This is a genomic window from Neorhizobium sp. LMR1-1-1.1 (genome assembly GCF_040675795.1).
Classification (GTDB): domain Bacteria; phylum Pseudomonadota; class Alphaproteobacteria; order Rhizobiales; family Rhizobiaceae; genus Neorhizobium; species Neorhizobium cellulosilyticum.
Genome location: NZ_JBEGHE010000036.1, coordinates 1 through 25,511, shown reverse-complemented (window position 1 = coordinate 25,511; position 25,511 = coordinate 1). Strand labels below are relative to the sequence as shown.

22 protein-coding genes and 1 rRNA gene are annotated in these 25,511 nt (G+C 58.6%); 12 read left to right on the top strand and 11 right to left on the bottom strand.

Annotation, left to right across the window (positions count from 1 at the left end):
• Positions 1 to 44 precede the first annotated feature (44 nt).
• Entirely contained in the window at positions 45 to 1,163 is a 1,119-nt protein-coding gene (locus tag MRBLMR1_RS20545) for an anhydro-N-acetylmuramic acid kinase (RefSeq protein WP_148145018.1), read from the bottom strand.
• A 279-nt stretch (positions 1,164 to 1,442) separates the two neighbouring features.
• On the opposite strand from MRBLMR1_RS20545, the gene repA reads away from it, so the two are divergent.
• From repA to MRBLMR1_RS20530, 3 genes are all read left to right on the top strand, one after another.
• Complete coding sequence (repA, locus tag MRBLMR1_RS20540; protein WP_404945636.1) at positions 1,443 to 2,708, top strand: plasmid partitioning protein RepA; 1,266 nt, start codon at positions 1,443 to 1,445, stop codon at positions 2,706 to 2,708.
• A 23-nt stretch (positions 2,709 to 2,731) separates the two neighbouring features.
• A complete protein-coding gene (gene repB / locus MRBLMR1_RS20535) occupies positions 2,732 to 3,793 on the top strand; it encodes a plasmid partitioning protein RepB (RefSeq protein ID WP_500065958.1) in 1,062 nt (353 codons plus the stop codon).
• 135 nt (positions 3,794 to 3,928) lie between these two features.
• Positions 3,929 to 4,801, top strand: coding sequence for an MBL fold metallo-hydrolase (locus tag MRBLMR1_RS20530; protein ID WP_148145015.1), 873 nt, complete (start codon positions 3,929 to 3,931; stop codon positions 4,799 to 4,801).
• Between the two features lie 43 nt (positions 4,802 to 4,844).
• On the opposite strand, the gene MRBLMR1_RS20525 is transcribed toward MRBLMR1_RS20530, so the two are convergent.
• The gene (locus MRBLMR1_RS20525) at positions 4,845 to 5,777 is read right to left on the bottom strand and encodes a LysR family transcriptional regulator (RefSeq protein WP_500065955.1); all 933 of its coding nucleotides are present in this window, start codon (positions 5,775 to 5,777) and stop codon (positions 4,845 to 4,847) included.
• A 126-nt stretch (positions 5,778 to 5,903) separates the two neighbouring features.
• Here MRBLMR1_RS20525 and MRBLMR1_RS20520 point away from each other — a divergent pair, with 126 nt between their 5' ends.
• The 3 genes from MRBLMR1_RS20520 to MRBLMR1_RS20510 all read left to right on the top strand — a co-directional run bounded on the left by MRBLMR1_RS20520 (position 5,904) and on the right by MRBLMR1_RS20510 (position 8,455).
• Positions 5,904 to 6,884, top strand: coding sequence for a glutathione S-transferase family protein (locus MRBLMR1_RS20520; RefSeq protein WP_500065953.1), 981 nt, complete (start codon positions 5,904 to 5,906; stop codon positions 6,882 to 6,884).
• Between the two features lie 53 nt (positions 6,885 to 6,937).
• On the top strand, positions 6,938 to 7,801 hold the full coding sequence (locus MRBLMR1_RS20515; protein WP_500065951.1) for a hypothetical protein: 864 nt from the start codon (positions 6,938 to 6,940) through the stop codon (positions 7,799 to 7,801).
• 75 nt (positions 7,802 to 7,876) lie between these two features.
• Complete coding sequence (locus MRBLMR1_RS20510; RefSeq protein ID WP_500065949.1) at positions 7,877 to 8,455, top strand: YceI family protein; 579 nt, start codon at positions 7,877 to 7,879, stop codon at positions 8,453 to 8,455.
• A 65-nt stretch (positions 8,456 to 8,520) separates the two neighbouring features.
• Here the strand turns inward: MRBLMR1_RS20510 and MRBLMR1_RS20505 are convergent, their stop codons facing one another.
• The 4 genes from MRBLMR1_RS20505 to MRBLMR1_RS20490 all read right to left on the bottom strand — a co-directional run bounded on the left by MRBLMR1_RS20505 (position 8,521) and on the right by MRBLMR1_RS20490 (position 12,765).
• Positions 8,521 to 9,897 (bottom strand): sensor histidine kinase, encoded by a 1,377-nt coding sequence (locus MRBLMR1_RS20505; RefSeq protein ID WP_286195037.1) that lies wholly within the window; start codon positions 9,895 to 9,897, stop codon positions 8,521 to 8,523.
• Positions 9,894 to 10,556 (bottom strand): response regulator, encoded by a 663-nt coding sequence (locus tag MRBLMR1_RS20500; RefSeq protein ID WP_148145010.1) that lies wholly within the window; start codon positions 10,554 to 10,556, stop codon positions 9,894 to 9,896. The genes MRBLMR1_RS20505 and MRBLMR1_RS20500 overlap by 4 nt, the downstream gene beginning before the upstream one ends.
• A gap of 95 nt (positions 10,557 to 10,651) precedes the next feature.
• Positions 10,652 to 11,119: a diacylglycerol kinase gene (locus MRBLMR1_RS20495; RefSeq protein ID WP_500065946.1), complete on the bottom strand. Its 468-nt coding sequence runs from the start codon at positions 11,117 to 11,119 to the stop codon at positions 10,652 to 10,654.
• Complete coding sequence (locus MRBLMR1_RS20490) at positions 11,116 to 12,765, bottom strand: phosphoethanolamine transferase (protein ID WP_500065944.1); 1,650 nt, start codon at positions 12,763 to 12,765, stop codon at positions 11,116 to 11,118. Before MRBLMR1_RS20490 ends, MRBLMR1_RS20495 begins: the two co-directional genes overlap by 4 nt.
• 422 nt (positions 12,766 to 13,187) lie before the next feature.
• Here MRBLMR1_RS20490 and MRBLMR1_RS20485 point away from each other — a divergent pair, with 422 nt between their 5' ends.
• From MRBLMR1_RS20485 to MRBLMR1_RS20475, 3 genes are all read left to right on the top strand, one after another.
• The gene (locus MRBLMR1_RS20485; protein WP_148145008.1) at positions 13,188 to 14,222 is read left to right on the top strand and encodes an ABC transporter ATP-binding protein; all 1,035 of its coding nucleotides are present in this window, start codon (positions 13,188 to 13,190) and stop codon (positions 14,220 to 14,222) included.
• Positions 14,223 to 14,405: 183 nt separating this feature from the next.
• Positions 14,406 to 15,383, top strand: coding sequence for a Fe(3+) ABC transporter substrate-binding protein (locus MRBLMR1_RS20480; protein WP_286195038.1), 978 nt, complete (start codon positions 14,406 to 14,408; stop codon positions 15,381 to 15,383).
• A gap of 61 nt (positions 15,384 to 15,444) precedes the next feature.
• On the top strand, positions 15,445 to 17,127 hold the full coding sequence (locus tag MRBLMR1_RS20475) for an ABC transporter permease (RefSeq protein WP_500065942.1): 1,683 nt from the start codon (positions 15,445 to 15,447) through the stop codon (positions 17,125 to 17,127).
• A 6-nt stretch (positions 17,128 to 17,133) separates the two neighbouring features.
• Here MRBLMR1_RS20475 and MRBLMR1_RS20470 read toward each other — a convergent pair whose 3' ends face one another.
• The 5 genes from MRBLMR1_RS20470 to MRBLMR1_RS20450 form a co-directional block, all read right to left on the bottom strand.
• The gene (locus MRBLMR1_RS20470; RefSeq protein WP_206828646.1) at positions 17,134 to 18,051 is read right to left on the bottom strand and encodes an SMP-30/gluconolactonase/LRE family protein; all 918 of its coding nucleotides are present in this window, start codon (positions 18,049 to 18,051) and stop codon (positions 17,134 to 17,136) included.
• A 27-nt stretch (positions 18,052 to 18,078) separates the two neighbouring features.
• Positions 18,079 to 19,026 carry an ABC transporter permease gene (locus MRBLMR1_RS20465; protein WP_148145004.1) on the bottom strand — a complete coding sequence of 316 codons (948 nt, stop codon included), beginning with the start codon at positions 19,024 to 19,026 and terminating at the stop codon, positions 18,079 to 18,081.
• A complete protein-coding gene (locus MRBLMR1_RS20460; RefSeq protein ID WP_500065939.1) occupies positions 19,023 to 19,964 on the bottom strand; it encodes an ABC transporter permease in 942 nt (313 codons plus the stop codon). The genes MRBLMR1_RS20465 and MRBLMR1_RS20460 overlap by 4 nt, the downstream gene beginning before the upstream one ends.
• Positions 19,961 to 21,421 carry a sugar ABC transporter ATP-binding protein gene (locus MRBLMR1_RS20455; protein ID WP_206828647.1) on the bottom strand — a complete coding sequence of 487 codons (1,461 nt, stop codon included), beginning with the start codon at positions 21,419 to 21,421 and terminating at the stop codon, positions 19,961 to 19,963. Before MRBLMR1_RS20455 ends, MRBLMR1_RS20460 begins: the two co-directional genes overlap by 4 nt.
• Positions 21,422 to 21,508: 87 nt before the next feature.
• The gene (locus tag MRBLMR1_RS20450; protein WP_148145001.1) at positions 21,509 to 22,516 is read right to left on the bottom strand and encodes an ABC transporter substrate-binding protein; all 1,008 of its coding nucleotides are present in this window, start codon (positions 22,514 to 22,516) and stop codon (positions 21,509 to 21,511) included.
• A gap of 242 nt (positions 22,517 to 22,758) precedes the next feature.
• Between MRBLMR1_RS20450 and MRBLMR1_RS20445 the strand changes: the two genes are divergently transcribed.
• The 3 genes from MRBLMR1_RS20445 to MRBLMR1_RS20435 all read left to right on the top strand — a co-directional run.
• On the top strand, positions 22,759 to 24,003 hold the full coding sequence (locus tag MRBLMR1_RS20445; protein ID WP_148145000.1) for a sensor histidine kinase: 1,245 nt from the start codon (positions 22,759 to 22,761) through the stop codon (positions 24,001 to 24,003).
• A 2-nt stretch (positions 24,004 to 24,005) separates the two neighbouring features.
• The gene (locus tag MRBLMR1_RS20440) at positions 24,006 to 24,722 is read left to right on the top strand and encodes a response regulator transcription factor (RefSeq protein WP_148144999.1); all 717 of its coding nucleotides are present in this window, start codon (positions 24,006 to 24,008) and stop codon (positions 24,720 to 24,722) included.
• Positions 24,723 to 25,306: 584 nt separating this feature from the next.
• Positions 25,307 to 25,511: ribosomal RNA gene (locus MRBLMR1_RS20435) — 16S ribosomal RNA — on the top strand; the annotation flags it as partial.

Here is a 25,511-nt window from a genome sequence, read left to right as displayed (position 1 = left end):
ATGGTCACGTTTTCGGCAGGATAAGAAAAACTGGTGTAGAATCTTCAAGGATTGGCGATCCGGCCGCCGGTCTGCGCTTCTGGCACGCCGGTCGTTGTCGGGAAGCTGATCGGCAGGCCACGCAAAGCGCGCACGGCGAGGAATGCAAAACATTCGGCCTCGACGGCATCACCACGCCAGCCGAAACCATCGGCTGAAACAGCCTGAACCTTTGCCCTCTCTTCGATCATCGACATGATCGTGGGGTTGCGCCGCCCGCCGCCGCTGACGATCAGGCGCTTGGGCCTGTGCGGCAGAAGGTCGAGCGCCTTGCCGACGGCGGATGCGGTGAAGGCGGAAAGGGTGGCCGCGCCATCGGCAGGGTTCAGACCATCTGCCATGGCGGCGGTAAAATCGAACCGGTCCAGCGATTTCGGGTAGGCTGCGGTCAGATATGGATGCTGCAGAAGGCGTTCGAGCCGCACTTCGTCCACCGTGCCTGATGCGCCGAGCGCGCCGTCGCGATCCATCTCGCCAAGACTAAGCCCCTTGATGAAATCGTTGAGCGGCGCATTGGCCGGCCCGGTGTCGAAAGCGACCACAAGTTCCTCGCCATCCCACCAAGTTATATTGCCGACGCCGCCGAGATTGAGGATGGCGGTGTCGCCGCTTCGATCGACCTCACGCAATAGAGCGGTGTGATAAATGGCGGCCAGCGGAGCGCCTTGGCCGCCGGCTCGCACATCGGCTGTTCGGAAATCATAAACGACTTTTGTTCCGAGAAAATCGGCCATCATCTGGCCGTCGCCGAGCTGTCGGGTATCGCCCAGGCGCGCCTTGGTCGGAGCGCGATGCAGCACGGTCTGCCCATGGAAACCGACAGCACCGATCTCCTCTATGGTCAGTCCGGCGCCTTTGACAAGCTCGTGAACGGCGGTGGACTGGGCGCGCGTCAGCGCTGCTTCCGCATCCTTGAAAATCAGAGGTTCCGGACCTTCAAAATTCCAGCCTCGCGCCTGACGCAATGTTTCTTCGAGCAAAAGGCGGGTATCTTCCGCATAGGGCGCAAGCGTGTAGGCGCCGAAGGTTTCGACGCTTTCTCCGTCCGTCTTGATGAGCGCGACGTCGATATTGCCGTCGAGTACCGTTCCGGTCATCAGTCCGACCGCCCAGATAGGCTTCATTGCTTGTCTCCAATCGCGATTGACCGAATCAGATCATTTTATACGCACTCTTTCGGCAAAGGACGCCGGTTGTTCCTTTAGTAGAAATTCCTTGACGCGAATCACTCATGCAAGCACCTTGTAACGGTGCCTTCAGAATTTTCCGATATTCGGCGTAACTGTCGGTGTTTGGTGTAGATTTGACGAAAAGGCGTATTGAGCTGCCGAGCCGAGTTGTATTCGCGGTTGACCGTAACCGTGAATGTCGCTCCCGTAGGCAGCATCAGGGAGAGTTTGAGGATGGCCGGATCGGCTGAAAAAATTCGGAACTCGAAAGGCGATCTCGCGCGGGAAACGCGAGAGCTTGCCGACGAGGCCATCGCAAACGATGCGCGCGCGCTTTCCGAGCAGCTCAAGGCGATGCGTGAGCGGCTTTTTCCGCCGCTCGCAAGCAAGACGCTGCGTAGCTTCTCTTCCGGCGAGGCCGCCAAGCTCATTGGTGTGTCCGATGGTTATCTGCGCCAGCTGTCCCTGGCAGGCGAAGGGCCGCAGCCCGACACGGGTGCGGGCGGACGCCGATTCTACTCGCTCTCGGACATCAATGCCTTGCGCAGTCATCTTGCAGAACAGGCGGTAGCCAAGGGCAATGTCGCCAAGGCGAAGTCCTACCTGCCGCGCCGGGATGCGGCGCAGAACGAGCATCTGCAGGTCATCTCTGTCACGAATTTCAAGGGTGGTTCAGGCAAAACCACCTCTGCGGCGCATCTCGCCCAGTATCTGGCCCTGACGGGGCATCGGGTGCTTGCGATCGATCTCGACCCGCAGGCTTCGCTTTCGGCGCTTTTCGGTTACCAGCCGGAACTGGACCTTACCGGGAATGACACGCTCTATGGCGCCATCCGGTACGACGACGAACAGCGCCCGCTTTCGGAGGTCATTCGCGGAACATATTTTCCGGGTCTGGATCTCGTTCCCGGGAATATAGAGTTGCAGGAATTCGAGCACGTTACCCCGCAGGCGCTGGCGAACCGCCAGAGCGGCAAGGATAGCGGTCCGCTGTTTTTCGCGCGGATTCAGGCCGTACTGACGACCGTGGAGCAGGATTACGATGTCGTTGTCATCGATTGCCCGCCGCAACTCGGTTACCTGACCTTGTCGGCTCTTTGTGCATCAACGTCGGTTGTCGTGACAGTGCATCCGCAGATGCTGGACGTCGCGTCCATGAATCAATTCCTTTTCATGACGTCTGATCTTCTGTCGGTTGTCCGCGAGGCAGGCGGCACGCTCAATTTCGATTTCCTGCGGTATCTCGTGACCCGTTATGAGCCGAATGACGGGCCTCAGGCGCAGATCGTCGGTTTCATGCGCTCGCTCTTCGGGGATCGAGTTCTGACCGCGCCGATGTTGAAATCCACCGCGGTTTCCGATGCCGGTCTGACCAAGCAGACCCTTTATGAGGTCGGACGCGAGAACTTTACACGTTCAACCTATGACCGCGCAGTAGAGGCTATGAATGCCGTCAACAGCGAGGTGGAGGCTCTGATCCACGCGGCCTGGGGCCGCTAGGACAGAAGGAAAGGTTTCAGATCATGGTAGGTAGCCGGAAAAACGAATTGAGAGCGCTGTTCGGAGGCGGGCTTGCGCCCGGTGCTGCACCTGCGCCCGAGGCGCAATCGGCACCGAAGCCGGCGATTGAAGTGCCTGCTCCCGCGGCCAATCTGACGGGACGTAGCGCCGCCGGCGCGGTAAAGGCAATGGGCCTTTCGCTCAATGCCATGACCCGTGAAGCCGAAGAAGCTCGCCTGCTGCGCCAAGCGCTCAGCGAAGGCGAGCGGGTCGTCTCGATCCATCCTGAGAAGATCGATTCGTCCTTCGTCGAAGACCGGTTGCGACTGGACGATCAGGACGACGAGGACCTCGCGACCCTTATCGAAAGCATGCGCGAGAGCGGACAGCAGGTGCCTGTGCTGTTGCGCAATCATCCGGAAAGGCCAGGCCGATACCAGACGGCCTATGGTCATCGCCGCATTCGCGCTGCTTCGCGCCTCGGGATCGAGGTCAAGGCAATCGTTCGGTCGTTGTCCGATGACGAATTGGTTTTGGCTCAGGGCAAGGAAAATGCCGAGCGCCGCAACCTCTCCTTCATCGAGCGCGCTGTGTTTGCCAAAAACCTTCTCGCCGGCGGTTTTGACCGGAAGGTGATCGGCGAAGCACTGTCGGTTCAGAAAAGCGAGTTGTCGCGGCTGCTGCAGGTGGTCGAGGCTGTGCCGGATACGCTCATTCGGGCGATTGGCGCAGCTCCGAAGGCTGGCCGTGATCGCTGGATGAAACTTGGTGAACTTCTCTCCTCGAAGGCAGCTCAGGCTTCGGCTGTGGCCGAGATATCCGGTGCCGATTTCCAGTCATCCGTGAGCGATGACCGGTTCCAGCTCGTCTTCAATCATCTCTCCCAGCCCGAAAAACGCCAGCCTGCAGAGCCTGTGCTGTTGAAGGACAACAGGGGAAAAATTTTCGCGCAGCTACATACCGATGGCAAGAAAAGCCGGATCGAGTTTGCAGCGGGGATCGATCGTGGGTTCGTCGATGCTGCCATGAAGACCCTCATTCAGCAGTATGACGCGTTTATCTCCGCTCAGTCATCGAAGGGATAAAAGCGCTGACAGCTCTTCCAGACGACAGTGAAAACGAGAAGCAGAGTAGATAAGCCGGCCTTGTTCGGCATGGAAAAGTCGTCGAAAGAATGGGCATATCGAAACTGATTTTTTCAACCGTCCGGAACTCATGTAATGAACGCCAATCCTCTGGTCAAAGGTTTCTACGACGAGCGCACCGGCAGCATTCAGTATGTGGTGAGCGATCCGGAAACGAGAGATTGCGCGATCATCGACCCGGTGCTCGATTACGATGAGAAATCGGGGAGCACGAAGACATCGAGCGCGGATGCGATCCTCGCCTATGTCGAAGGTGAGCAGCTTACGGCGCAATGGATACTGGATACGCATCCTCATGCGGATCATTTTTCCGCGGCGACCTATTTGAAGACAAAGACGGGCGCCCCGACCGCGATCGGCGCCAAAGTGGTCGATATTCAAAAACTCTGGCAGAAAATCTACAACATGCCGGAAATGAAGACGGATGGATCGCAATGGGATCGGCTTTTCGCCGATGGCGAGAACTTCCGGATCGGCAACATGGTCTGTAGGGTCATCCATTCGCCGGGCCACACGCTGGCATCGGTGACCTATGTCGTCGGCGATGCGGCTTTTATTCACGACACTTTGTTCATGCCGGATAGCGGCAGTGCCCGTGCAGATTTTCCCGGCGGCAGTGCCGCAAGTCTTTGGTCTTCGGTCGACGCGATTCTTGCTCTTCCCGACGATACGCGGCTGTTCACCGGGCACGACTACCGTCCGGGCGGACGCGAGGCCCTGTGGGAGAGCACGGTTGGCCAGCAGAAGGCGGAAAACCCGCATGTTGGTGAAGGGCGGGAGGCATTTATCCGACTGCGCGAGGGGCGGGATGCGACCTTGCCATTTCCGCGCCTGATGCTGCATGCCTTGCAGATCAACCTTAATGCCGGGCGGATGCCGGTTCCCGAAGCCAATGGCACGAGCTACCTGAAAATCCCGCTTGACGCATTCGCCATCAACGCCTGGTAGGCGGCCGCTGCCGAACTGCCGAGTTTTACCGGTTGCTTAAAATCTATTCGGCCGAAGTTGGAAGATCGCGATCCCAGCGGGGTGCAGGTGCGAATTTGCCGGCCAGGAAATCGATGAAGGCGCGCACCTTTGCCGGCGGTCGCCGGTTGCTTGCATAGATGGCGAACACGCCAGGCAATTCCATCAGAGGTTCGTCGAGCGTGACCGACACCAGCCGGCCGGCGCGGATATCATCGCCGACCAGAAAGGTCGGCTGGTAGATCATGCCCTGACCCGCCAAAGCGGCCGCCACCAGGGCGTCACCGTTATTGGCATGGAGGTTTCCCGTAACCGGAACGATGATCGAGCCATCGAGGCCAAATCGCCAACGATCGGGACCAACCGAGCTGGACAGGGTGTAACCGAGGCAGTTATGCGATCCCAGTTCCGATACCGATTTGGGGATCGATCGCCTCGCAAGATAGGCGGGAGATGCGGCGACGAGCATGCGACAGCGTGCGATCTTGCGGGCTATCAGGCTCTGGTCTTCGATCCTGCCGATACGGATGGCGACGTCCCAACCTTCTTCGACGAGATCGACGGTACGATCGCTCAGGCCCAGATCGACACTCAATGCCGGGTGCAGTTCGGCGAACTCCGCCAATAACGGTACGATTTCCCGAACGCCGAATGAAACCGGCACATTGACGCGAAGCGTTCCGCTGACTTCCATTCGCTCCGCAGCTGCCGTTGCATCGGCTTCCGAAAGTTCGGAGAGAATACGCTCGACACTTTCCAGATAGCGCCGCCCGGCTTCGTTCAGGGTTATCTTGCGGGTGGTGCGATGCAGAAGTTTTACGCCGAGTCGATCTTCGAGCGCTGCCATGTGCTTGGTGGCCATGGTTGGCGACATGCCGAGCGCTCTTGCGGCTCCGGACAGGCTGCCGATGGCGGCGATCCTGGCGAAAACCTCCATTCCGGCGATGCGATCCAGCATGATTATCTCACTCTCAAGGTGTGAGCTGTAATGCTCGGATAGTTGATTATCATGTTACTGGAGCGAATGCATAGTGTGGCCGGTGATGGCTTCGCGCCGTCGGTGTAACTATGTTGGGAAAAGACCGTGCTCGTAGATGGCAAATGGACTGCTGACTGGCAACCGGTACAGGCCAAGGATGCGAAAGGCGGATTCGTACGCCAGACATCCAGCTTCCGGAACTGGATCACGCCGGATGGATCGGCCGGGCCGACCGGAGCGGGCGGATTCACAGCTGAAGCAGGCCGCTATCATCTCTATGTCGCACTGATCTGCCCCTGGGCTTCGCGAACGTTGATCGCCCGCAAGCTCAAGAAGCTCGATGACCTCATCTCCGTCTCGGTAGTGAAGCCGGCGCTGACAAAGGAAGGCTGGCAGTTCGGCACCTATCCCGGCTCTACCGAGGATACGGTGAACGGCGCCCGTTATATGCACGAACTCTACACACGGGTGGATCCGCATATTACCGGCCGCGCGACGGTTCCCGTTCTATGGGACAAGAAGACAGGCACGATCGTCAACAATGAATCGGCCGACATCGTGCGGATGTTCAACAGCGGTTTCGGCTCTCTAGCCGACGAGAGTGTCGATCTTTATCCGGAAGCTCTTCGCCATGAGATAGATGCCCTGAACGAGCGCATTTATCCGCGCCTCAACAATGGCGTTTATCGCGCGGGCTTCGCCACCACGCAGGAAGCCTATGAAGAGGCTTTTCATGACGTATTCGGCATGCTTGACGAATTGGAGAGGCTGCTGTCGGCGAAGACCTTCCTCGTCGGCGAGCGCCTGACCGAGTCCGATATTCGCCTCTTTGTTACGCTCGTGCGCTTTGACGCCGCCTATCACGGGCAGTTCAAATGCAATCTGCGGCGTATCTCGGATTATTCTAACCTCAGCCACTATCTGCGCCGCATCCTATCCGTTCCGGGCATCGCGGAGACGGTCAGCATCGATCACATCAAACGTGGCTATTACTCGATCGAAAGCCTTAATCCGAACGGGATCATACCCGTTGGCCCGGCTCTGGAGTTCGCGGATCTGCTGCCTTCGCTATCAGCTGCGATCTAGGCAAACCGCTCAAGACATTCTCTGAAATCGGCAAATATTCGGGATCGATACGCATGCTGACCCAAATTCTTCTGACTTCCGTCCTGTTGCCGCTTGTTCTCGGTGCGGTGATTGCACTGGCCGGCAAGGGTGCAACTTCTCGAGCCGTTCTGCTGACGGCACTGCTGATACCAGTTGCCGCTGCCATCGCGAGCGTTTCGATCGAAGGCCTTCCGCCATTCCCGCCGATTGCGGCGAAACAGAAGCTGCCCTTGTTGCTGGTTATCGGTGGCTTTGTCTTTGCAGTGCTTGGCGTTCTGTTGCGACAATTCGTGAACCGATGGATCGTGGCGCTGGTCGGCGTCGTCTCGCTTGCAGCTCCGGCATGGTGGCTCGGCAAGAACGTTCTCGCGGCCAATGCGACGAAAGCGACGACGCTCGCCATCGTGCTCGTCATCGTCGCGATCGAGATTGCAGCCGTGTCGGGGCGGCAGGCCAAGCGGTCTTCTCCAGCCGCCTTGCCGGCTGCGCTGCTCGCAACCGCGATCGGAACGGCGCTCACCGCGATCATGGGCGGCTATATCGGCATGGCGCAGATGAACGGCGCGCTGGCCGCCCTGTTCGGTGGCTGGCTGCTGGTTCGCTACATTTCCTATATCCGAGGCGATGATGCAGCCTTCGTTCTTGGGAAATTTGCAGCGCTTTCCTTCATCTGGACCGCTGCTATGGGCGCTACGATGACTGTGCTGCTGTCGCCGAGCGCTGCGCCGGCTGCGCTTGTTCTTTCGGTTCTGCCTGTCGCCATCTTCGCGGTTCTCAACTGGCGAGAATTTGGTTTTGCGAACCGCGCGCGGTTCCTACAGCCGCTGATCATCGGCGCTCTGACCGCAATTCCTGCAATCGCTGCCATCCTTGTCGCCATGCTTGCCGGCGGTTGAGCTCAAAGTTTCACCAATCCGGCTTGCCGGACACCATCCCATCACGAACACCATCAACATATGTAAGGAAAAACCATGAAACGCCTGATTCTCGCCACTGCCCTTGCCGGCATGTTCATGACCGGTGCGGTATTCGCAGCTGACAGCTATGAAGTCGATCCGACGCATGCATGGGTCGGCTTCAAGACGAGCCATGCCGGCTGGGCAAAGGCCCACGGCGCATTCAAGGCTGTTACCGGCACCATCTCCTTCGACAAGGATGATGTCACCAAGAGCACGGTTGAAATCGCTCTCGAAGCTGCAAGCATCGACACAAATGACGAGAAGCGTAACACGCACCTGAAGAGCCCGGACTTCCTCAACGCCGAAGAATTCCCGCAGATCACCTTCAAGAGCACCTCGATTGAAAAGACCGGCGACAAGACCGCAAAGGTAACCGGTGACCTGACCCTGCTCGGCACGTCCAAGTCGGTAGTTCTCGACGTTACCTGGAATGCGGAATCCCCGCTGCCTTGGGATGCAAACACGATCAAGACCGGCTTTTCCGCGACCGGTTCGTTTAACGGCGTCGACTTCGGTATCACCAAGATGACCGATTTCGGTATCGGTCCGGAAATCGCGCTCGATATCGACGTCGAAGCCATCAAGAAGTAATCACAGCCTCACATGTTGAGCTGAAAATGGCGCGACCGGCCGAATATCCGGTCGCGCTTGTCGTTTTACGACAGAACGATCCTTGCCTCGAATCCGTCATCCCTGCCACTCGCGGGTGATAGCAGCACGAGATGGCCGTTCATCTGCCCGAGCAATCTTTCGACGATCGAGAGGCCAAGCCCTGACCCTGCGGCTTCCGTCTTGCCGCGGCTGAAGCGCCTGCGGATCGAGGCAAGTTCGGTTTCCGTCATTGCAGGTGCAGCATTGACGATGCGCACAGGCCCGCCGTCTTCGAGAAACACTTCGACCGGTTCTTCCGGTCTGCCATGTACCAGCGCGTTTTCGATCAGGTTTCGCAGGACAATGGCAAAGGCGTCTTCGCTGAACGGACCTGTCAGCTGCGCATCGGGTGCGCGATGGAATATCAGGCGCGAAGGGTTGGCCATGCCGCGCCAGAAATCGGTCAAAACCATTTCCAATATGCGACCGAGATCAGCCGGTTTGTCGGCAATGCCTATACCCGCCTCGGCACGCGATAGCTGAAGCAGCTTTTCGGCAAGGTGGCTGAGACGTGTCAGCGATGCCTCGATCTGGCTTGCACGATGACGGCTGGAACTGTCGGTCAATTCGGCGATCAGCATCTGCGTTTGCGCCAGAGCGCCGGCGATCGGCGTGCGCAACTCGTGCGCGCTGTTGGAGGTGAACTCCCGCTCGGCATCGAGTGCTGTTCTGAGCCGCATCATCAGCAGGTTGACGGAAACTGCGATCGGCTGCAGTTCGCGCGGCAGGATGGACGCATCGATCGGCTCCATATTGCCGCCATCCTTGGTCTCGATTTCGCGGCGCAGTTCGCTGACCGGTTTCACGGCCCGGCGAACCACCAGCCAGATCATCATCCCACTGACCGGAATCAGCAGTATCAGAGGAAGAAACAGAGCGATTGCACCCTCTCTAACGGCCTCTTCGCGGTTCTCGAAGGCATCTGCAACCTGAACGAAGATTTTACGATCCTCGCTTGTCGCGGTGTAGAACTGATAGGTTGGGTCTTTCCAGAAACCTGCTTTTAACGGTGTTTCGAATGCCCGTTCGGGCGCGTCATGAGATCGGATCAACACACGGCCGGAAGGATCGCGTACCTGGTAGATCAGATATTCATGATCTCCGCTCGAGCTGGCTGTCTGCAGTTGTTGTGGTGCTGCACTTTGGGCGCTGTCGGAAGGGCCGCCCGCCATACCGCGATGTTCGAGGTCGTCGACGACCAGCGGCACGAGCCGTTCTGCGGTATCCTGAAGCGTGCCGTCAAAAATTTCGGCAAGCTCTTCTTCCATCACCACCAGGCCTAGTCCGACCGCCAGCAGCCAGAGGAAGGTCATGGCAAATGTCAGCGACAGGATCAGCCGCCGGGTCATGGACGGGCCGGTCGCCCGGCTGAAAAGGCTCATTGTTCGCGTCCCAGCCGGTAGCCGATACCGCGCAGCGTGGCGATGTGATCCCGACCGAGCTTTTTGCGCAGCCGGCTGACATAGACCTCGACGGTGTTGCTTTCGATTTCGGAACCGAAGGCGTAAAGGGCTTCCTCGATCTGAGGCTTCGATACCACGGCCCCCGGGCGCGCCGAAAGGCTGTCCAGCACCGCCCATTCGCGGCTGGATAGATCAATGACCTCGCCTCCAACTGTCACCCGGCGGGTTGCGGCGTCTATTTCTATGTCTCCGATGCGCACCAGAGACACCGGCCGGCCGCTGTAACGGCGGCTCACCGCCAGCATCCGCGCCGTCAGTTCACCGAGATTGAACGGCTTCACCAGATAGTCGTCTGCGCCGCTATTCAAGCCTTCGATACGGTCAGATATCTGGTCATGCGCCGTCAGAATGATCACCGGCGTGGTAACGCCTCGGGCGCGGAATTCCTTCAGAAGAGCAATCCCGCTGCCGTCGGGCAGGCGAAGGTCGAGCAGGATCAAGCCATAGCTCGTCGTTGCAAGCGCGCTTGTCGCCGTGTCGATCGTCTTCATCCAATCGACGGCATGATCGCCACTTGCAACATGATCGCGCACCGCTTCTCCAAGCGTTGCATCATCTTCAACCAGAAGAACCCTCAAACCGCCTGCTCCGTCCCATCGCGATATTATCTTATACCCACCGTTTAGCAGAGGAGGGGGATAAAATTCGAGAGGGGAAGGAGCTGCCTCCGGCATCATAGCAATATGAGTTTCGGGATTATGACGAAAGAGGCGGTCAGACCGTTCACTACAAGCAGGCAGAATACGGCAAAAGAGCCGAGATCCTTGGCATGCCGGCCGGTTTCGGACCATTCGGGCGAGATGCGGTCGATGATCTCTTCAATGGCCGTGTTGAGCGCTTCCGCCGCAAAGAGGCCCAGCATGACGATTGCCATCATCACGTAATCGGAGAAGCGCGCACCGACCGCGGCAAAAGCCGCGAATATTGCCACGCCGGCAATGATTTCGTGGCGGAATGCGGTTTCGCGCAGCAACCTCAAGGCACCATTCAGCGAATAGCCGAACGCTGCCTTGAGGTGCCGGCTGCCGGTCACTTTCTCGATGGGAGACGAGGGGCTGATGGAGACAGGCGGCAGTTCATCAGCTTTTTTTGTGACCGGCCTTCCGACCGTTCCGATGGGGGCATAATCGGGAACGGTCATGAGTTTGGTTTTCCTTCCGCCTTGCGGCACGTGCCGAGCACATCGAGATCGGGATTGTAGACCGAGGTCTTGACCGCCATGACGCCGAGCGCAGTGTGGAAGAGATTGTCGTGCGAGGCTTCGTTACCTGCTCGTTTCGAGACACAGGAAGCGTCGACCGAAGCTTTCATTTCGGTTCCCTGCCACAGAACGAAGGGGACATGGGTCTGCTGCGACGGGGCTATGATGTAGGGCGCGCCGTGCAGGTACAGCCCGTTTTCGCCGAGCGACTCGCCGTGGTCGGACATGTAGATCATTGTGGGAGCGATCTTGTCTTCACGCGCTTTCAGGATGTCGATGACCGAGGCCAGGATATGGTCGGTGTAAAGAATGCTGTTATCGTAGGCATTGACGACTGCCTGGCGATCACAGGTGCCGAGCTCGGCTGTGAGGCATTCCGGCGTGAAACGAGCAAATTCCTGCGTGTATCTCTGGTAATAGGCCGGGCCGTGACTGCCAAGCTGATGCAGAACCAGGACGCTGTCGCCCTTGAGATTTGCAAGCCAGCCGTCGAGTTCGGCAACTATGCCGTCATCGAGGCATTCGTGATCCTTGCAGTAACGCGGGTCGTTTGCATCCGAGAAGGACCGGTAAACGGTGCGGTCGGCGACACCTTTGCTGCCCGTATTGTCGTCCCACCATTCCGTCTTGATGCCGGCATGGCCAAGCACGTCGAGCAGGTTTTCGTTCGCAAGTCCGGCGCGATGGGAATAGCCGTGCCGTGTCAGGTTGGAGAACATGCAGGGCACCGAGACCGCAGTCGCCGTGCCGCAGCTTGAGGTTTGCGAGAAGTAGGTGATGTCGCGCTTCTTGAGTTCGGGATTGGTCTCGCGGTTATAACCACTAAGTGAAAAGTTTTCGGCGCGGGCGGTTTCTCCGGTCACGATGATCAGTACGCGTGGCTTGCCCGATGTCGGGGAGGAGGCAACTTTTGCATCGGTACCGAGTGGCTTTGCCACGATGTTCTTGTCCGCTTCACTGGCCAATGTGAAGGCGACCGCACTGCCGATCGGCAGGAACGGGTTGAGTGTCATGATCATGTCTTTGTGCAGACGCGCGACAGAGGCGATGCTGCGCGCGCTGCTGACGCCACAGGCTAGAGCGATGAGGAGAAGCGGCACAATCGCGGCGAGATTCCAGCCAACCTTGGAAAAGAATTTGCGGTGCTCGATTCTAACCCAGCAGACCAGAAGCGCTGGAATCAGACCGAAAATCGACATGTGCAGCAGATAGGCCGCGGTAATCAGGTGGCCGGCTTCAGACGGGGTCGTCTGCGCCGCGTTGCGGATCATGTCGACATCGATGATGGTGCCGAACCGATCCATGAACCATGAGGCCGACGCGGCACTGACGATCATCAGGATCAGGACGGGTTTCAGAAGATATTTGACCGAGACTGCGATCATGAAGGCGGCAAACAGGCAGGTTAAACCCAGAGCAAATGCTCCAAATGCCAAGTGGCTGTCGAAATAGCTATAGGCCCGCGTGAAGAACGTGCGGTTGGTAAAGGCAATCAGGTAGAGAGCCCCGAAGACGGCGAGAGTGACGCTGCCGATCTGCGGCCGGACGAAGCAGCGGGCAGGGCGGGACATACTTAAAATGGACAAGGAGGAGGCTCCCGGCAGTTTCTGTTGCCGGCGAAATTGCATCCGATCCTGACTGTCACCTGAATGTTGAAAATCTTCTCCTGCGCGCGTCGCGTTCAGCCAGATGTCAGCTTCGCGTCGCATCTTGCGGCAATCGGAGTAGGAGTCGGCGTCTCGTGAATGCGTTTAAAACCCGTCCCGGCATGATCTATGTTGCTGTGCTCGTTCTAGTGGTTTGCTCAATTCCCCTGATGCATGAGGCGAAGCGTATTCACACACTTCAGAACTGGCCGACAGATGCCCAGTCGCATCGCGGTTTCCTGGGATAATGAATTAACAGGAGCCGATGAGGCGATGTCGATTTCGCCTCATCGTGATTGTGGTGGTCTTCACTCTACCGGATCGCTATGGCAGTTTCCCGCGCCACAGGGGGCAGGAACGCCATGAAAAAAGATATCGCCGTAAAACTCGACAATGTCAGTCGCTCGTTCGGAACGACAGCAGCCGTCCGCGACGTATCGATCGATATTCGAAAAGGAGAAGTTGTTTCGCTCGTCGGTCACTCGGGCTGTGGAAAGTCCACCCTGCTGCGCATCATTTCAGGCGTTGAAACCATCGATTCCGGCCAGGTCTTTCTCGATGGTCGCGAGGTTGACGGCCGGCATTTCGTCGAGCCGGAAACGCGCGGCGTTGGTTTCGTCTTCCAGGATTACGCACTTTTCCCGCATCTCAGCGTCCGCGATAACATTCTTTTCGGCCTGAAACGGCACTCACAGGCTCAGGCTAACGCCAATGCCGAGGATGTCATTCGGCGCATCGGGATTGAGCACCTGATGGAGCGCTTTCCGCACACGCTTTCAGGTGGTGAGCAGCAGCGTGTGGCGCTTGCAAGGGCGCTGGCGCCGAGGCCCGGCATCGTTCTCATGGACGAACCATTCTCCAACCTCGATCAGGGCTTGCGTGGACAGGTGCGGGCCGAAACGTTGTCGCTTTTGAAATCGCTCGACACGACCGTCATCATGGTCACCCATGATCCGCAGGAAGCCCTTTCCACCGGTGACCGTGTGGTGTTGATGCGTTCGGGCGAAATCGTGCAGGCAGGATCCGGCTATGATCTTTATGACCGGCCGACAAGCGCCTATGCGGCCGACTTTTTCTGCCTTTCGAACAAGGTTCCGGGGATCTGCAAAGGCGGCAGGATCGAGACTGCGATTGGCAGTTTCCAACTGAACCACAGGACAGCTGACGACGGAAAGGCAATCGTCCACATCCGGCCACAGGCAATTTCCATTTCGCTTGACCGGGGCGATATTCCCGCACGCGTCAAGCAACGGGTCTTTCATGGAGAAACCGAACATATTCTGCTCGCGGTCGAGGGACTGGAGACACCGTTAAGAGCCATTGCTCTCGACCGCCTTCCGGAAGGCTCGGATTCGGTCACGATTTCCATTGCTGCTGAGCGCGTGCTGGCATTTTGATGCTCTTACTGGTTGTTTTGGTGCCTTTTCGACGCGATAAAGTTTGCGTGATGGGTATCTTCGGTTGAATTTTAAACTTGACCAATCAGGTCAAGAACTGCTGCAAGCGTTGCGTGTTCATTCCAAAGGGGGAGTATCATGAACCCGCACGCTTTCTTCACCTCCACGCTTTTGGCCACTTCGATGTTCGTGGCTCCGTCGCTGGCATCTGCCGCTGAGATCAACGTCTACACCACGCGTGAACCGGCCCTGATCGCCCCGCTTCTGGAAGCCTATACCAAGTCGACCGGCACGAAGGTCAATACGGTATTCCTGAAGGATGGATTGGCTGAACGCGTCGCATCGGAAGGCGCAAGCTCGCCGGCCGATATCCTGATGGCGGTCGATGCCGGTAATCTCGTCGATCTCGCCGAAAAGGGCGTGACGCAGCCGATCGAATCCTCCGTTCTCAGCGGCGCCGTTCCGGCAGAACTGCGTGACGGCAAGGGCCATTGGTTCGGTCTTTCCTACCGTGCGCGCGTGCTTTACGCCGCCAAGGATCTCGACCTCGCCTCCTTCAACTACGAGGATCTGGCTGATCCGAAGTGGAAGGGCAAGGTCTGCATCCGCTCTGGCCAGCATCCCTACAATACCGCGCTTTTTGCCGATTACATCGCCCATTACGGCGCGGAAGAAACCGAAAAGTGGCTGACCGGTGTGAAGGCCAACCTGGCGCGCAAGGCTGCAGGTGGTGACCGCGACGCGGCCAAGGACATTCTCGGTGGCATTTGCGATATCGGCATCGCCAATTCCTACTATGTCGGCCTGATGAAATCCGGCAAGGGCGGCGAGGAACAGGTCAAGTGGGCCGAGGCGATCAAGGTCGTGCTGCCGACCTTCAAGAATGGTGGCACTCAGGTGAACATCAGCGGTGCGGCCGTTGCCAAGAATTCGCCAAACAAGGCAGAGGCCGTGAAGTTCCTCGAATATCTCGTCTCCGACGAAGCCCAGAAGATCTATGCCGAGGCCAACTACGAATATCCGGTCAAGACCGGCGTTGCTGCCGATCCGATCATCGCCGCATTCGGCGAGTTGAAGATCGACAACAAGCCGCTTTCCGAAATCGTCAGCCATCGCAAGCAGGCAAGCGAACTGGTCGACAAGGTCAGCTTCGACAATTAAGGAATGCGCGAGGCGCTTCGGTACTGGAGCGCCTCGCGTCTTTTATCTCATGGATATGTCTATGCCTGCCAGCAACCCGGTCGCCGAACCATCGGTCGTCAGCCATGCTGGCCGTTCGGGCAGAAACTGGCTTGCTTTTTCCGCCATCGCCGCGCTGATCGTCATCCTGCCGATCGCCGGTTTGGCCCTCGAAGCGCTGAAGGGATCGGCGGGTCTCTGGGCGCATCTTTTTTCCAGCATTCTGCCGGTGGCATTGGTCGATACGATTATCCTGCTTATTGGAGTGGGGGTAGTTACCGCGTTGCTCGGGACCACGACCGCCTGGCTGGTAACCGCCTATGATTTTCCGGGACGGCGTGTTCTGGAATGGGCGCTCTTGTTGCCGCTTGCGGTGCCGACCTACATCATCGCCTATGCTTATCTCGATATCCTTCACCCGATCGGTTCGGTGCAGGGGGCTATCCGTTGGTTCCTGGGGTATGAGACGCCACGGCAATTCCGCTTGCCCGACATCCGCTCCATGACGGGCTGTATCCTGCTGCTCGGCTTCGTACTCTACCCTTACGTCTACATTCCCACACGGGCGATGTTTCTCACGCAATCGGGCAATCTCGTCGATGCGGCCCGCACGCTGGGTGTGTCCCGTCGGGCGATCTTCTGGCGTGTTGCGCTGCCGCTGGCGCGGCCGGCTGTGGCGATCGGTGTCGCGCTTGCGCTGATGGAAACGCTAAACGATGTCGGGGCGGCCGAGTTTCTCGGGGTCAGAACCATGACGGTTTCGATCTATACGACCTGGATCACCCGCACCGATCTGCCCGGCGCCTCGCAGATCGCGCTCGCGCTTCTGCTGATCGTGGTTGCACTGGTGGCTGTCGAGCGGTGGGCGCGGCGCAAACAGCGTTACGCGACGGATGCCCGCCGCAGCCGCGGTCTGACACCTCAGAAAGTGCCTGCCGTGAAGGGCATATTGCTCTTTCTCGCGGGGGCTCTGCCGGTCTTGCTCGGTTTCGCCGCTCCGGCGCTCTACCTCACCACCGAGGCCTGGAAACGTTATCAGTTCGCCGGCCTTTCCTCACGCCTTGTCGGCGAGGCGATCAGCACGCTCACCATCGCAATATTGGCAACGGTCGCAACCATTTCTCTCGGGCTTGTTGTCGCCTATGCGACCCGTCTGCGTCCGGGCAAGACTTCCGCCACGTTGCTTCGCATGTCGACTGTCGGTTATGCCGCACCGGGTACCGTTGTTGCGATCGGCGTGCTGATCGTGCTGGCCGGCCTCGACCGGTTCATCGATAGCACCGCGTTTGACTGGTTCGGTGTCTCGACCGGGCTTTTGTTCATGGGATCGGGCGCGGCGGTGGTCTACGCACTTACCGTGCGGTTCCTGGCGATCTCTGCCGGCGGCATCGAGGCTGGCCTGTCGCGCATTCCGATGTCTTTCGATCACGCATCACGTACGCTCGGGCAATCGACGGCCGGCATGTTTCGGCATGTGCATTTGCCGTTGTCGAAGGCTGCGATCTCGGCGGCTGCCCTGCTTGTGTTCGTCGACTGCATCAAGGAGCTGCCGGCGACGCTTCTCCTGCGACCGCTCAATGTTGAAACCTTTGCAACTCATCTCTATGGCGAAGCGGCGCGTGGCACCTATGAAGAAGCTTCGATCGCGGCGCTTGCCATCGTCGCGATCAGTGTCTTGCCGGTCATTCTGCTTTCGAGAATAGGCGCATCCGGGCGAGGCGCGTAGCGCTTGCTAACCGAGGGACATGCCGATCGTTGCCGTATAGACGGCATAAAGCGATCGGGTCGCGGTGATGAACAGGCGGTTGCGCCGCGGGCCGCCAAAGGTAACATTTGCTACCGTTTGCGGGATGAGGATCTTGCCGAGAAGCTTTCCATCCGGCCCGAAGCAGTGCACGCCATCTCCGGCGCTGGTCCAGACATTGCCATAGACATCGACGCGGAACCCGTCCGGCAAACCGGTATCGATGGTGCAATACTCTCGGCTGTTCGTCAGCTTTCGGCCCTCTACTACGTCAAAGGCGCGGATGTGGCGTGGCCTGCCAGGATCATGGCTGGATGAAGAATCCGCCACATAAAGGATGGTTTCATCCGGCGAAAAGGCGAGGCCGTTCGGCTGGCCGAAATCGGTCACGGCGGCATCAATCTCGCCGGTTTGTGGATCTAGCCGATAGACGTTGCGGGTTTCCTGTTCCGGATCGGCGCGAAAACCCTCGTAATTCGACATGATCCCGTAGGTGGGGTCGGTGAACCAGACGCTGCCGTCGGAGCGCACAACCACATCGTTGGGCGAATTAAGCCGCTTGCCCTGATAGCTGTCGGCAAGCACGGTGATCGAGCCGTCGATTTCGGTGCGAGTCACACGGCGGGTGCCGTGTTCGCAGGTCACCAGCCGGCCCTGCCGGTCTCTGGTGTTGCCATTGGAAAAATTCGATGCGCTGCGAAAGACGGAAACATCGCCGCCTTCGACCCAGCGCAACATCCGTTCATTGGGATTGTCGCTCCAGATCAACGAGCCCTGATCGGCAAACCAGACCGGTCCTTCCGCCCAGCGGCATTCGGAATAAAGCTCATCCAACGGCGAGGTCGGAACGATCAGGAACCGGAAGCGATCATCGTGGATTTCGTAGATGGACGAGGTCTGTGACATGGCATTGTGTCCGGTTTGATTGATCGACTAGCGAAGCGATTGCCGGCCGCCGGCAAGCAGTATGACGGCTATGATGATGAGGCCGGTGAGGATGAGGCGGAAACCGGCACCGAAGCCGTAGGTGTTGAGCATCGATACGACGAGGAACATAAACAGCGATGCGCCCCAGATGCCCGGGATGTTGGAATTCCCGCCCGCCACAGCAGTGCCGCCGATGACGACGACGGCGATCGACATCAGCAGATATTCCGAGCCCATGTTGAGCGCAGCACCTCCGGAAAAGCTCGCCAGCAGATAACCGCAGACGGAGGCGAGCACGGCGCAGAGCATGTAGGTGACAAGCCGCGTGCCATCGACCGGGATACCGGCCATGCGGGCCGCGAACGTGCTTTGCCCGATCGCCGAAATCCAGCGGCCATAGATGGATTTTTCCAGAAGCACCCAGGCGGCGATCGAGAGGATTAGTGCCACGAGCGCGACATTCGGGATGCCGAACAGGCTGGAGGTGGCGAAGTCGGCAAGCGTTTCAGGTGGTTTGATGCGCAGGCCGCGATTGCTCCAGATCGCCACCGACTGGACGATGAAGCTCATTGACAGCGTGGCGATGATCGGCGGTATGCGCAACGCCTTGATCAGCACATAATTGCCGATCCCGATGATCAGGCCGATGCCGATCGAGGCGAGCAATCCGACGACGATCATGCCATCCTGCACGTCCATCAGCTTCAGGGCAAGCGTGCCGGAGAGCGTCATTGTGGCGGGGACAGAAAGATCGATATTGCCCGGCCCGAGCGTGATGACGAACATCTGGCCGATACCGACGACGACCGAAAAGGCTGCGAAGGTAAGAGCTGCCTGAGACAGGCCGAAAGAACTTGCACCGCCGGTGAAGAGCACCGTGACGATCCAGACGGTGATCGTCGCGGCAAACGACCAGATCCACGGTTTTGCCATGAGAAGGTGATGCAGGGTCATTCGCTCTTCTCCCGCTTTTCCAGACGGTTGAGGGCAAGGCGCAGGGCGAGCACGACGATCAGGACCGCGCCTTGTGCGCCGATCTGCCAGTCCGGCGAAATGCGCATGAAGGACAGGAAAGAACCGGCGAGCGTCAGTGTCAGCGCCCCGATGACGGCGCCGATAGGCGAAACCTTGCCGCCGACGAACTGGCCCCCACCCAAAATGACACCGGCGATCGACAGCAGCGTATAGCGAAGCGCGATATTGGCATCGGCGGAGGTTGTGAGGCCGACCAGAGCGATGCCGGCAAGCACGGCGAAAAAGCCTGCCAGAGCATAGGTAGCGGCGCGCAGCCCGAGCACGGACCAGCCGGCGCGTTCCACCGAGCGATCATTGCCGCCGACACCGCGCATCAGCACGCCGAAGGACGAGCGCATAACGATACAGTGGGTGACTGCGGCAATCAGGATGCTGGCGACGATCGCCATCGGCACCAGCGGCGGCTTGGCAGTCATCAGCCAACGCGCCCAGGTCGGCGCGGTGCCGCCCGGCGAGGGGAGGATAAGGACGGCAAGTCCGCCCCAGACGAAACTCATCCCTAACGTAACCACAATGGAGGGCAGGTCGCGCACATAGATGACGACGCCGATCAGCGCATAGGCGGCAATAGCACCGAGAAAGATCAGGATGCCGAGCGCCGGCGATGATTGCAGGAACGTGGCGGAAACGCAGGCGCAGAAGCTCACGAATGTGCCCATCGACAGATCGAGATCGTTGACCGACATGATCAGCATCTGGGCTATGGTCGCGAGTGCGATCGGGACTGCGAGATTGAACAGAAGATTGAGCCCCGTATAGCTCATGGCGCGCGGCTGCATGTAGAAGACGGCGGCGAGCAGCAGCACCAGAGATGCAGCGGGGATGATCAGGCGGATCGTGCCGGAAGACAATTTCATGCCGCGTCTCCCTCGTGGAAGGAGGCAGCCAGCACGTTCTTCTCGGTGATCTCATCGCCGACAAGTTCTGCCGCGATCGCACCGTCGCGGAAAACGTAAACCCGGTCACAGAGGCGGATTTCGTCCATCTCTGTCGAATACCAGATGAAGGTGCGTCCGTTGGCAGCTTCCGAGCGGAGGATTTCATAGACCTCCTGCTTTGTGCCGATATCGACGCCGCGCATCGGATCATCCATCAGCACCGTGCTGGCCGTGGTCGCCAGAGCCCTGGCGAAAAGTACCTTCTGCTGGTTGCCGCCCGAGAGCGACAGGAGGCGGTTTTCCATATCCGGGGTGCGAATTTCTATCCGCTGTTTCCAGGAGGCCCCCAGTGTTTCTTCTCGCGCCCGGTCAACTATGCGGTTGGTCGAAAGCTGGCCAAGCGAAGCGATCGACAAGTTCTTGAGGATGCTCCACAGCGGGAATGTGCCGTTCAGGCTGCGGTCTCCGGCGACAAAGGCGATTTCGCGCTGCCTCTTCGGCCACCAGTTGCTGTTGCGATCGAGATAGAGGTCGAGCAACGCTTCTGTCTGGCCATGGCCACCGAGGCCGGCAAGGCCGATCATCTCGCCACGCCATGCCTGGAACGCAAGTCCATGCCCGCGGCGCGGCGGCATGGAAAGAACCGGCTCCCCGGTCCTGCTCGTGGCCGAACGCGAGAATTCCTGTTCGCGCACCACATTGCCCATCGCCTCGACAAGGCTGCGGGTCGAAAACTCGGATGCCATTCGGTCAGCCACCACACGGCCATCCTTCATCACGACGATGCGGTCGGAGGTGGAGAGAATTTCGCCGAGAATGTGCGAAATCAGCAGAACCGAACCACCTTCGCCGACGAATTTGCGGATATAGGCCATCAGTTGCGCCGCAACCCCGGCGTCCAGCGAAGATGTCGGCTCGTCGAGAATGACGAGTTTGGGTCGCTGATCTATGCCGGCAAAGCTGATGGCGATCTCGACCATCTGTCGCTCGGCAATCGACAGATCATCGACCGTCGAGTCGCAATCGATCGAATGACCGGGGAATATGTCCTGCAACTGGCTCTCGACCAAGGCCAGCGCCCGCTTTCGCCAGGCCCATCCCTTGAGTTCCGCATGCATGATGCGGGCATTTTCGCCGACAGTCAGATTCGGGCACAGTGACAATTCCTGGAAGACGCAACGCACGCCGTTGGCACGGGCCGCCGATATGCCGTGAAATTCGCGGCCACTATAGGTGAGCGAACCGTCATGCGGTGTCAGCCCTCCATTGATGACATTGACGATGGTGGACTTACCGGCGCCGTTATGGCCGACCAGCCCGATACATTCTCCGGCATGGATCACGAGGTCTGCGCCATCGAGCGCCTTGACGGCGCCGAACGTCACACGGACGCCACGCGCTGCCACAACCTCTTCTCGCTTCAAGGTCTTGGTCATGCAATCGCTGTCGATTTTGATGTGTCGGACAATACCGGGACGCGAAGGGGTTGGGCGCCTTCGCGCCCCGGCACGCGGGAGGCGACGCTATTTGGCGTCGATCACCTTCTGGGCGTCTTCCAGCGAATATTCGACATTCGCCACGCCGCCCTTCTGGGTCGTCTTCAGATTTTCTTCCAGATTGGCCTGATCGATCCGAAGGAAGGGCACGACAAGGTCCTTCTTGACCTCCTTGCCGTCGAGGATCTGCTGCGCCACCCAGAATGCCAGCGTCGAGACGCCCGGAGCGATCGAGACCGACATGGTCTCGTAGCCGTCCTTGTCCTTCTGCTGCTTCCACCAGACGAGCTCGTCCTCACGGTTGCCCATGACTATGGTCGGCGTCGGGCGCTTGGCGGCGGCAAAGGCCTGGGCAGCACCATATCCGTCACCGCCCTGGGTGACGACGGCTGCCACTTCCGGCAGGCTCGGCAGGATGCCGGCGACAGCACGCTGGGCAACGTCCTGCGCCCAGTCACCATTCACCGAACCGACGATCTTGAATTGCGAGTTCTTGGAGACGCCGGCTGCGATACCTGCATGGATCTCGTCATCGACCGAAACACCGGCGAGGCCGCGGATTTCGAGAAGATTGCCGCCCTTTGGCAGTTTCTTGGCGAGATAGTCGATCTGGCTTTCGCCCATCTTCTTGAAATCGACGGCGATGCGCCAGGCGCAGGGTTCCGTCACGATGCCATCGAAGGAAACGACGGTGATGCCGGCATCGCAGGCTTCCTTGATCGCACCGTTAAGCGCAGTCGGCGAGGCGGCGTTGACGACGATCGCGTCATAACCCTGCAATATCATGTTTTGGATTTGTGCCGCCTGCTCGGTCGCCTGATTCTCAGCGGTGGTGAACGGGTCGGCTGCCGCGACCACCCCCTTGGAGACGGCCTCCTTGGTGATCTTGTCCCAGCTTGTCAGCATCGCCTGACGCCAGGAATTGCCGGCATAATTGTTCGACAGCGCGATCTTTTTGGATGACGTATCGGCGAGTGCGGGTGCGCACAGGCATGCAAAGGCGACGGATGCCGCCAGCATCGTTCTGATGGTCATGATTTCCTCCCAAATAGCTCCCTGCATATCGTCCGGGCCGCTCCTCAACGGTAATCCGGAGATAATGATTGCCCTGAGCCCCTTTTGCTCAGTAAATCGAGGATGGAGGAGTTTCTTGACAAAGTACAGGCGCATCCAAGCAGGCTTTCTGCGGGTTTGCGCGCAAAATCTGCGGGTCCCCGCATGACAAGCTTAAAAAGTCACGCTTAATTGACGGCTGAAGGACTGGAGGAGGTCCGCCCATGCTCAATACGGCGCGTAACTCGCTGTTCGACCGCTATCTGGGGATTTCCCGGCTTCTGGCGGGACAGCTCGATTTCGATGCGATCATCAAGGCGGTGGCGGACGAGATCAGCCATATCATCCCGCATGATCATCTCGACGTCTGCATCAAGATGCTGGATGGAAAATACCATATTGCCTATGAGAGCGGACTTGATACCGCCTGGAGCCAGCACCCGCCGGCGCTTCTGACTGGAAGCCCTATTCGCACACTGCTTTCGGGCGAGGTGGATTTCCTGCTCTCAGGGGATGCGTGCACCGACCCGCGATTTCATTTCAAAGGCGCGTTTTCAAGCCCGATCATCGAGCTTTCGTTGCATAGCCGGTTGCATGTGCCGCTGAAGGTGCAGGGCGATGTGATCGGTGCGCTGAGCTGCTCCAGCCGGCAGAGCGATTGTTATAACCGGGAAGATGTCGAAAACGCCCGTGCCGTCGCCGATCTTCTGGCGCCCTATTTCTTTGCTTTGCGTGCGGCCGAGCAGGCGAAACGCTCCGCCGTCATCGAAACGGAAGCGCGCGCACGGGAAGAGGGCCTGCGTTTCGGCGCGCTGAAGCTGACGGAGGCACTGGAAGCAGAACGCCAGCGCATCGGCATGGATCTGCATGACCAAACGCTTGCTGACCTGACAAGGCTGACGCGCCGCATGGAGCGGTTGACCCATCTGCCTGCAGTCTCGGGCGACGCGTTGGAACCACTCTGTCGGGCGATGCAGCAATGTATGCATGACCTTCGCCAGATCATCGAGGAAGCAAAGCCCACTGTATTGCAGCTTTTCGGCGTTGCGGAAGCAATCGAGAACCATCTGGAACGGTCGGTTCGGGAAAGCGGCCAGCCGATCGGATGGAAGATGATCGACGAGAGCGGTGGCAGCCTTCGGGATCTCAATCCGACAGTTTCTGTGGCGCTGTTCCGTATCGTCCAGGAGGCAGTCAATAACGCCATTCGCCATGGGCAATCGGACAATATCACGGTGCGGATCGCCCGGAGCGGTCAATCGCTCTGCATAGAGGTTGAAGATGATGGTCGGGGCCTCGCGGATATCAAGGAAACGGCCGGACACGGTATCGACAACATGAAGACCCGTGCCCGGCTGATTGCGGCGCGGTTCGAGATCGGCCGCAATCCGGCGTGCCGAGGCGAGGGGAGCGGAACGTGCATGCGGCTGACCCTATCACCGGATTTCCCCGTTTTGGTCGAGGTGTGACGATGAATGTGCTGATTGTTGAGGACGATGCTCTTCACCGAACGTTTCTCGCTGAGGCAGTCCGTGCTGCTTTGCCTGAATGCGGGCAGGTGATCGAGGCGGAAAACGGCCTGAAAGGCGAAGTGCAGGCCCGAACTGCACGTGTCGAGCATGTCGTCATGGATCTGCAGATGAGCGAGCGCAACGGGATCGAGGCGGCGCGCACGATCTGGCGCGAGCGTCCGGATACCAAAATCCTCTTCTGGTCGAACTATTCCGACGAAGCCTATGTGCGTGGCGTGGCGCGGATCGTGCCGGAGGGCGCGACTTATGGCTATGTGCTGAAGTCTGCTTCGGAAGAACGGCTGAAACTTGCACTGCGCAGCGTTTTCGTTGAATCCCAGTGTGTGATCGACCGGGAAGTGCGCGGTATCCAGCAGAAGAGTTTTGGCAATTCCCCCGGCCTTACCGACGCCGAATACGAAATCCTCGTCGATGTGGCGCTGGGATTGACCGACAAGGCGATCGCCAAGCGAAAACATCTGTCACTGCGCAGCGTACAGAACCGCCTGCAGCAGCTTTACGAAAAGCTCGATGTTTATGAGACGCCGGGGCAGGGAAATGAGGGCTTGTTCAATCTGCGTACGAGAGCGGTCGCGGTCGCTCTTTCACGCAAGGTTTTGAACGCCAGCGCCATCGAGAGGGCCGAACGGGACCTCAGGCAGTCCGCAGGGATTTAGGCCATGGGGGATAGATAAGCCGAATGACGGTTCTCGCCGCGATCTGTTGTCAGACGAGCTGAGGTTCTGGAGGCAAAATTGCCCCTGGTCAGCGTTGAAATCGAATAAATCTCTTAAAATCAATGTCATGCACGATTTTTGCAGATTAATGAAAATGGCCTGTTGACGTTTTCCTGGGTGTGGGACTATAACCCGCTCACTGACGAGGGCGGCGGCGCTGCTAGCGACGAAGTTTCTCGTTCTAAAGAAAACCACTAAAGATTGGCATTTGCTGATTGGGACCGGGCTCCGGTTAGGTCTCGAAGAACTGATGTGTTTTGGTGTTTTTTTGTGACGGTTTAGGCTTTCGGGTTATGGATCGTCGGTTATTTGACAATTGAATATGAGAAGAAAGAGAAACGTGGTCGGCGGGTTTTCGCGGACGGTTCTTGAGCTTTAGGGTTTAGGGACGGTCTGTTTAGAAGACAAAATGACGGTCACGTTTTGAATGAGAACGATGGAAACGAGCGCTGTGAAGCGTTTGGTGTACATATAAAAATGTTCTCGTCGATTCAGAACAAAGTGATTAGTCATGATTGAATTCTCAACTTGAGAGTTTGATCCTGGCTCAGAACGAACGCTGGCGGCAGGCTTAACACATGCAAGTCGAGCGCCCCGCAAGGGGAGCGGCAGACGGGTGAGTAACACGTGGGAATCTACCCATCCCTGCGGAACAACTCCGGGAAACTGGAGCTAATACCGCATACGCCCTACGGGGGAAAGATTTATCGGGGATGGATGAGCCCGCGT

Bases quoted from the DNA above. Each gene is read 5' to 3' on its own strand.
- MRBLMR1_RS20480 (WP_286195038.1), top strand. From the start codon at position 14,406: ATGTTCGTGGCTCCGTCGCTGGCATCTGCCGCTGAGATCAACGTCTAC.
- MRBLMR1_RS20475 (WP_500065942.1), top strand. From the start codon at position 15,445: ATGCCTGCCAGCAACCCGGTCGCCGAACCATCGGTCGTCAGCCATGCT.
- MRBLMR1_RS20470 (WP_206828646.1), bottom strand. From the start codon at position 18,051: ATGTCACAGACCTCGTCCATCTACGAAATCCACGATGATCGCTTCCGG.
- repA (WP_404945636.1), top strand. From the start codon at position 1,443: ATGGCCGGATCGGCTGAAAAAATTCGGAACTCGAAAGGCGATCTCGCG.
- MRBLMR1_RS20530 (WP_148145015.1), top strand. From the start codon at position 3,929: ATGAACGCCAATCCTCTGGTCAAAGGTTTCTACGACGAGCGCACCGGC.
- MRBLMR1_RS20495 (WP_500065946.1), bottom strand. From the start codon at position 11,119: ATGACCGTTCCCGATTATGCCCCCATCGGAACGGTCGGAAGGCCGGTC.
- MRBLMR1_RS20440 (WP_148144999.1), top strand. From the start codon at position 24,006: ATGAATGTGCTGATTGTTGAGGACGATGCTCTTCACCGAACGTTTCTC.
- MRBLMR1_RS20445 (WP_148145000.1), top strand. From the start codon at position 22,759: ATGCTCAATACGGCGCGTAACTCGCTGTTCGACCGCTATCTGGGGATT.
- MRBLMR1_RS20450 (WP_148145001.1), bottom strand. From the start codon at position 22,516: ATGACCATCAGAACGATGCTGGCGGCATCCGTCGCCTTTGCATGCCTG.
- MRBLMR1_RS20525 (WP_500065955.1), bottom strand. From the start codon at position 5,777: ATGCTGGATCGCATCGCCGGAATGGAGGTTTTCGCCAGGATCGCCGCC.
- MRBLMR1_RS20510 (WP_500065949.1), top strand. From the start codon at position 7,877: ATGAAACGCCTGATTCTCGCCACTGCCCTTGCCGGCATGTTCATGACC.
- MRBLMR1_RS20455 (WP_206828647.1), bottom strand. From the start codon at position 21,421: ATGACCAAGACCTTGAAGCGAGAAGAGGTTGTGGCAGCGCGTGGCGTC.
- repB (WP_500065958.1), top strand. From the start codon at position 2,732: ATGGTAGGTAGCCGGAAAAACGAATTGAGAGCGCTGTTCGGAGGCGGG.
- MRBLMR1_RS20515 (WP_500065951.1), top strand. From the start codon at position 6,938: ATGCTGACCCAAATTCTTCTGACTTCCGTCCTGTTGCCGCTTGTTCTC.
- MRBLMR1_RS20505 (WP_286195037.1), bottom strand. From the start codon at position 9,897: ATGAGCCTTTTCAGCCGGGCGACCGGCCCGTCCATGACCCGGCGGCTG.
- MRBLMR1_RS20460 (WP_500065939.1), bottom strand. From the start codon at position 19,964: ATGAAATTGTCTTCCGGCACGATCCGCCTGATCATCCCCGCTGCATCT.
- MRBLMR1_RS20465 (WP_148145004.1), bottom strand. From the start codon at position 19,026: ATGACCCTGCATCACCTTCTCATGGCAAAACCGTGGATCTGGTCGTTT.
- MRBLMR1_RS20485 (WP_148145008.1), top strand. From the start codon at position 13,188: ATGAAAAAAGATATCGCCGTAAAACTCGACAATGTCAGTCGCTCGTTC.
- MRBLMR1_RS20545 (WP_148145018.1), bottom strand. From the start codon at position 1,163: ATGAAGCCTATCTGGGCGGTCGGACTGATGACCGGAACGGTACTCGAC.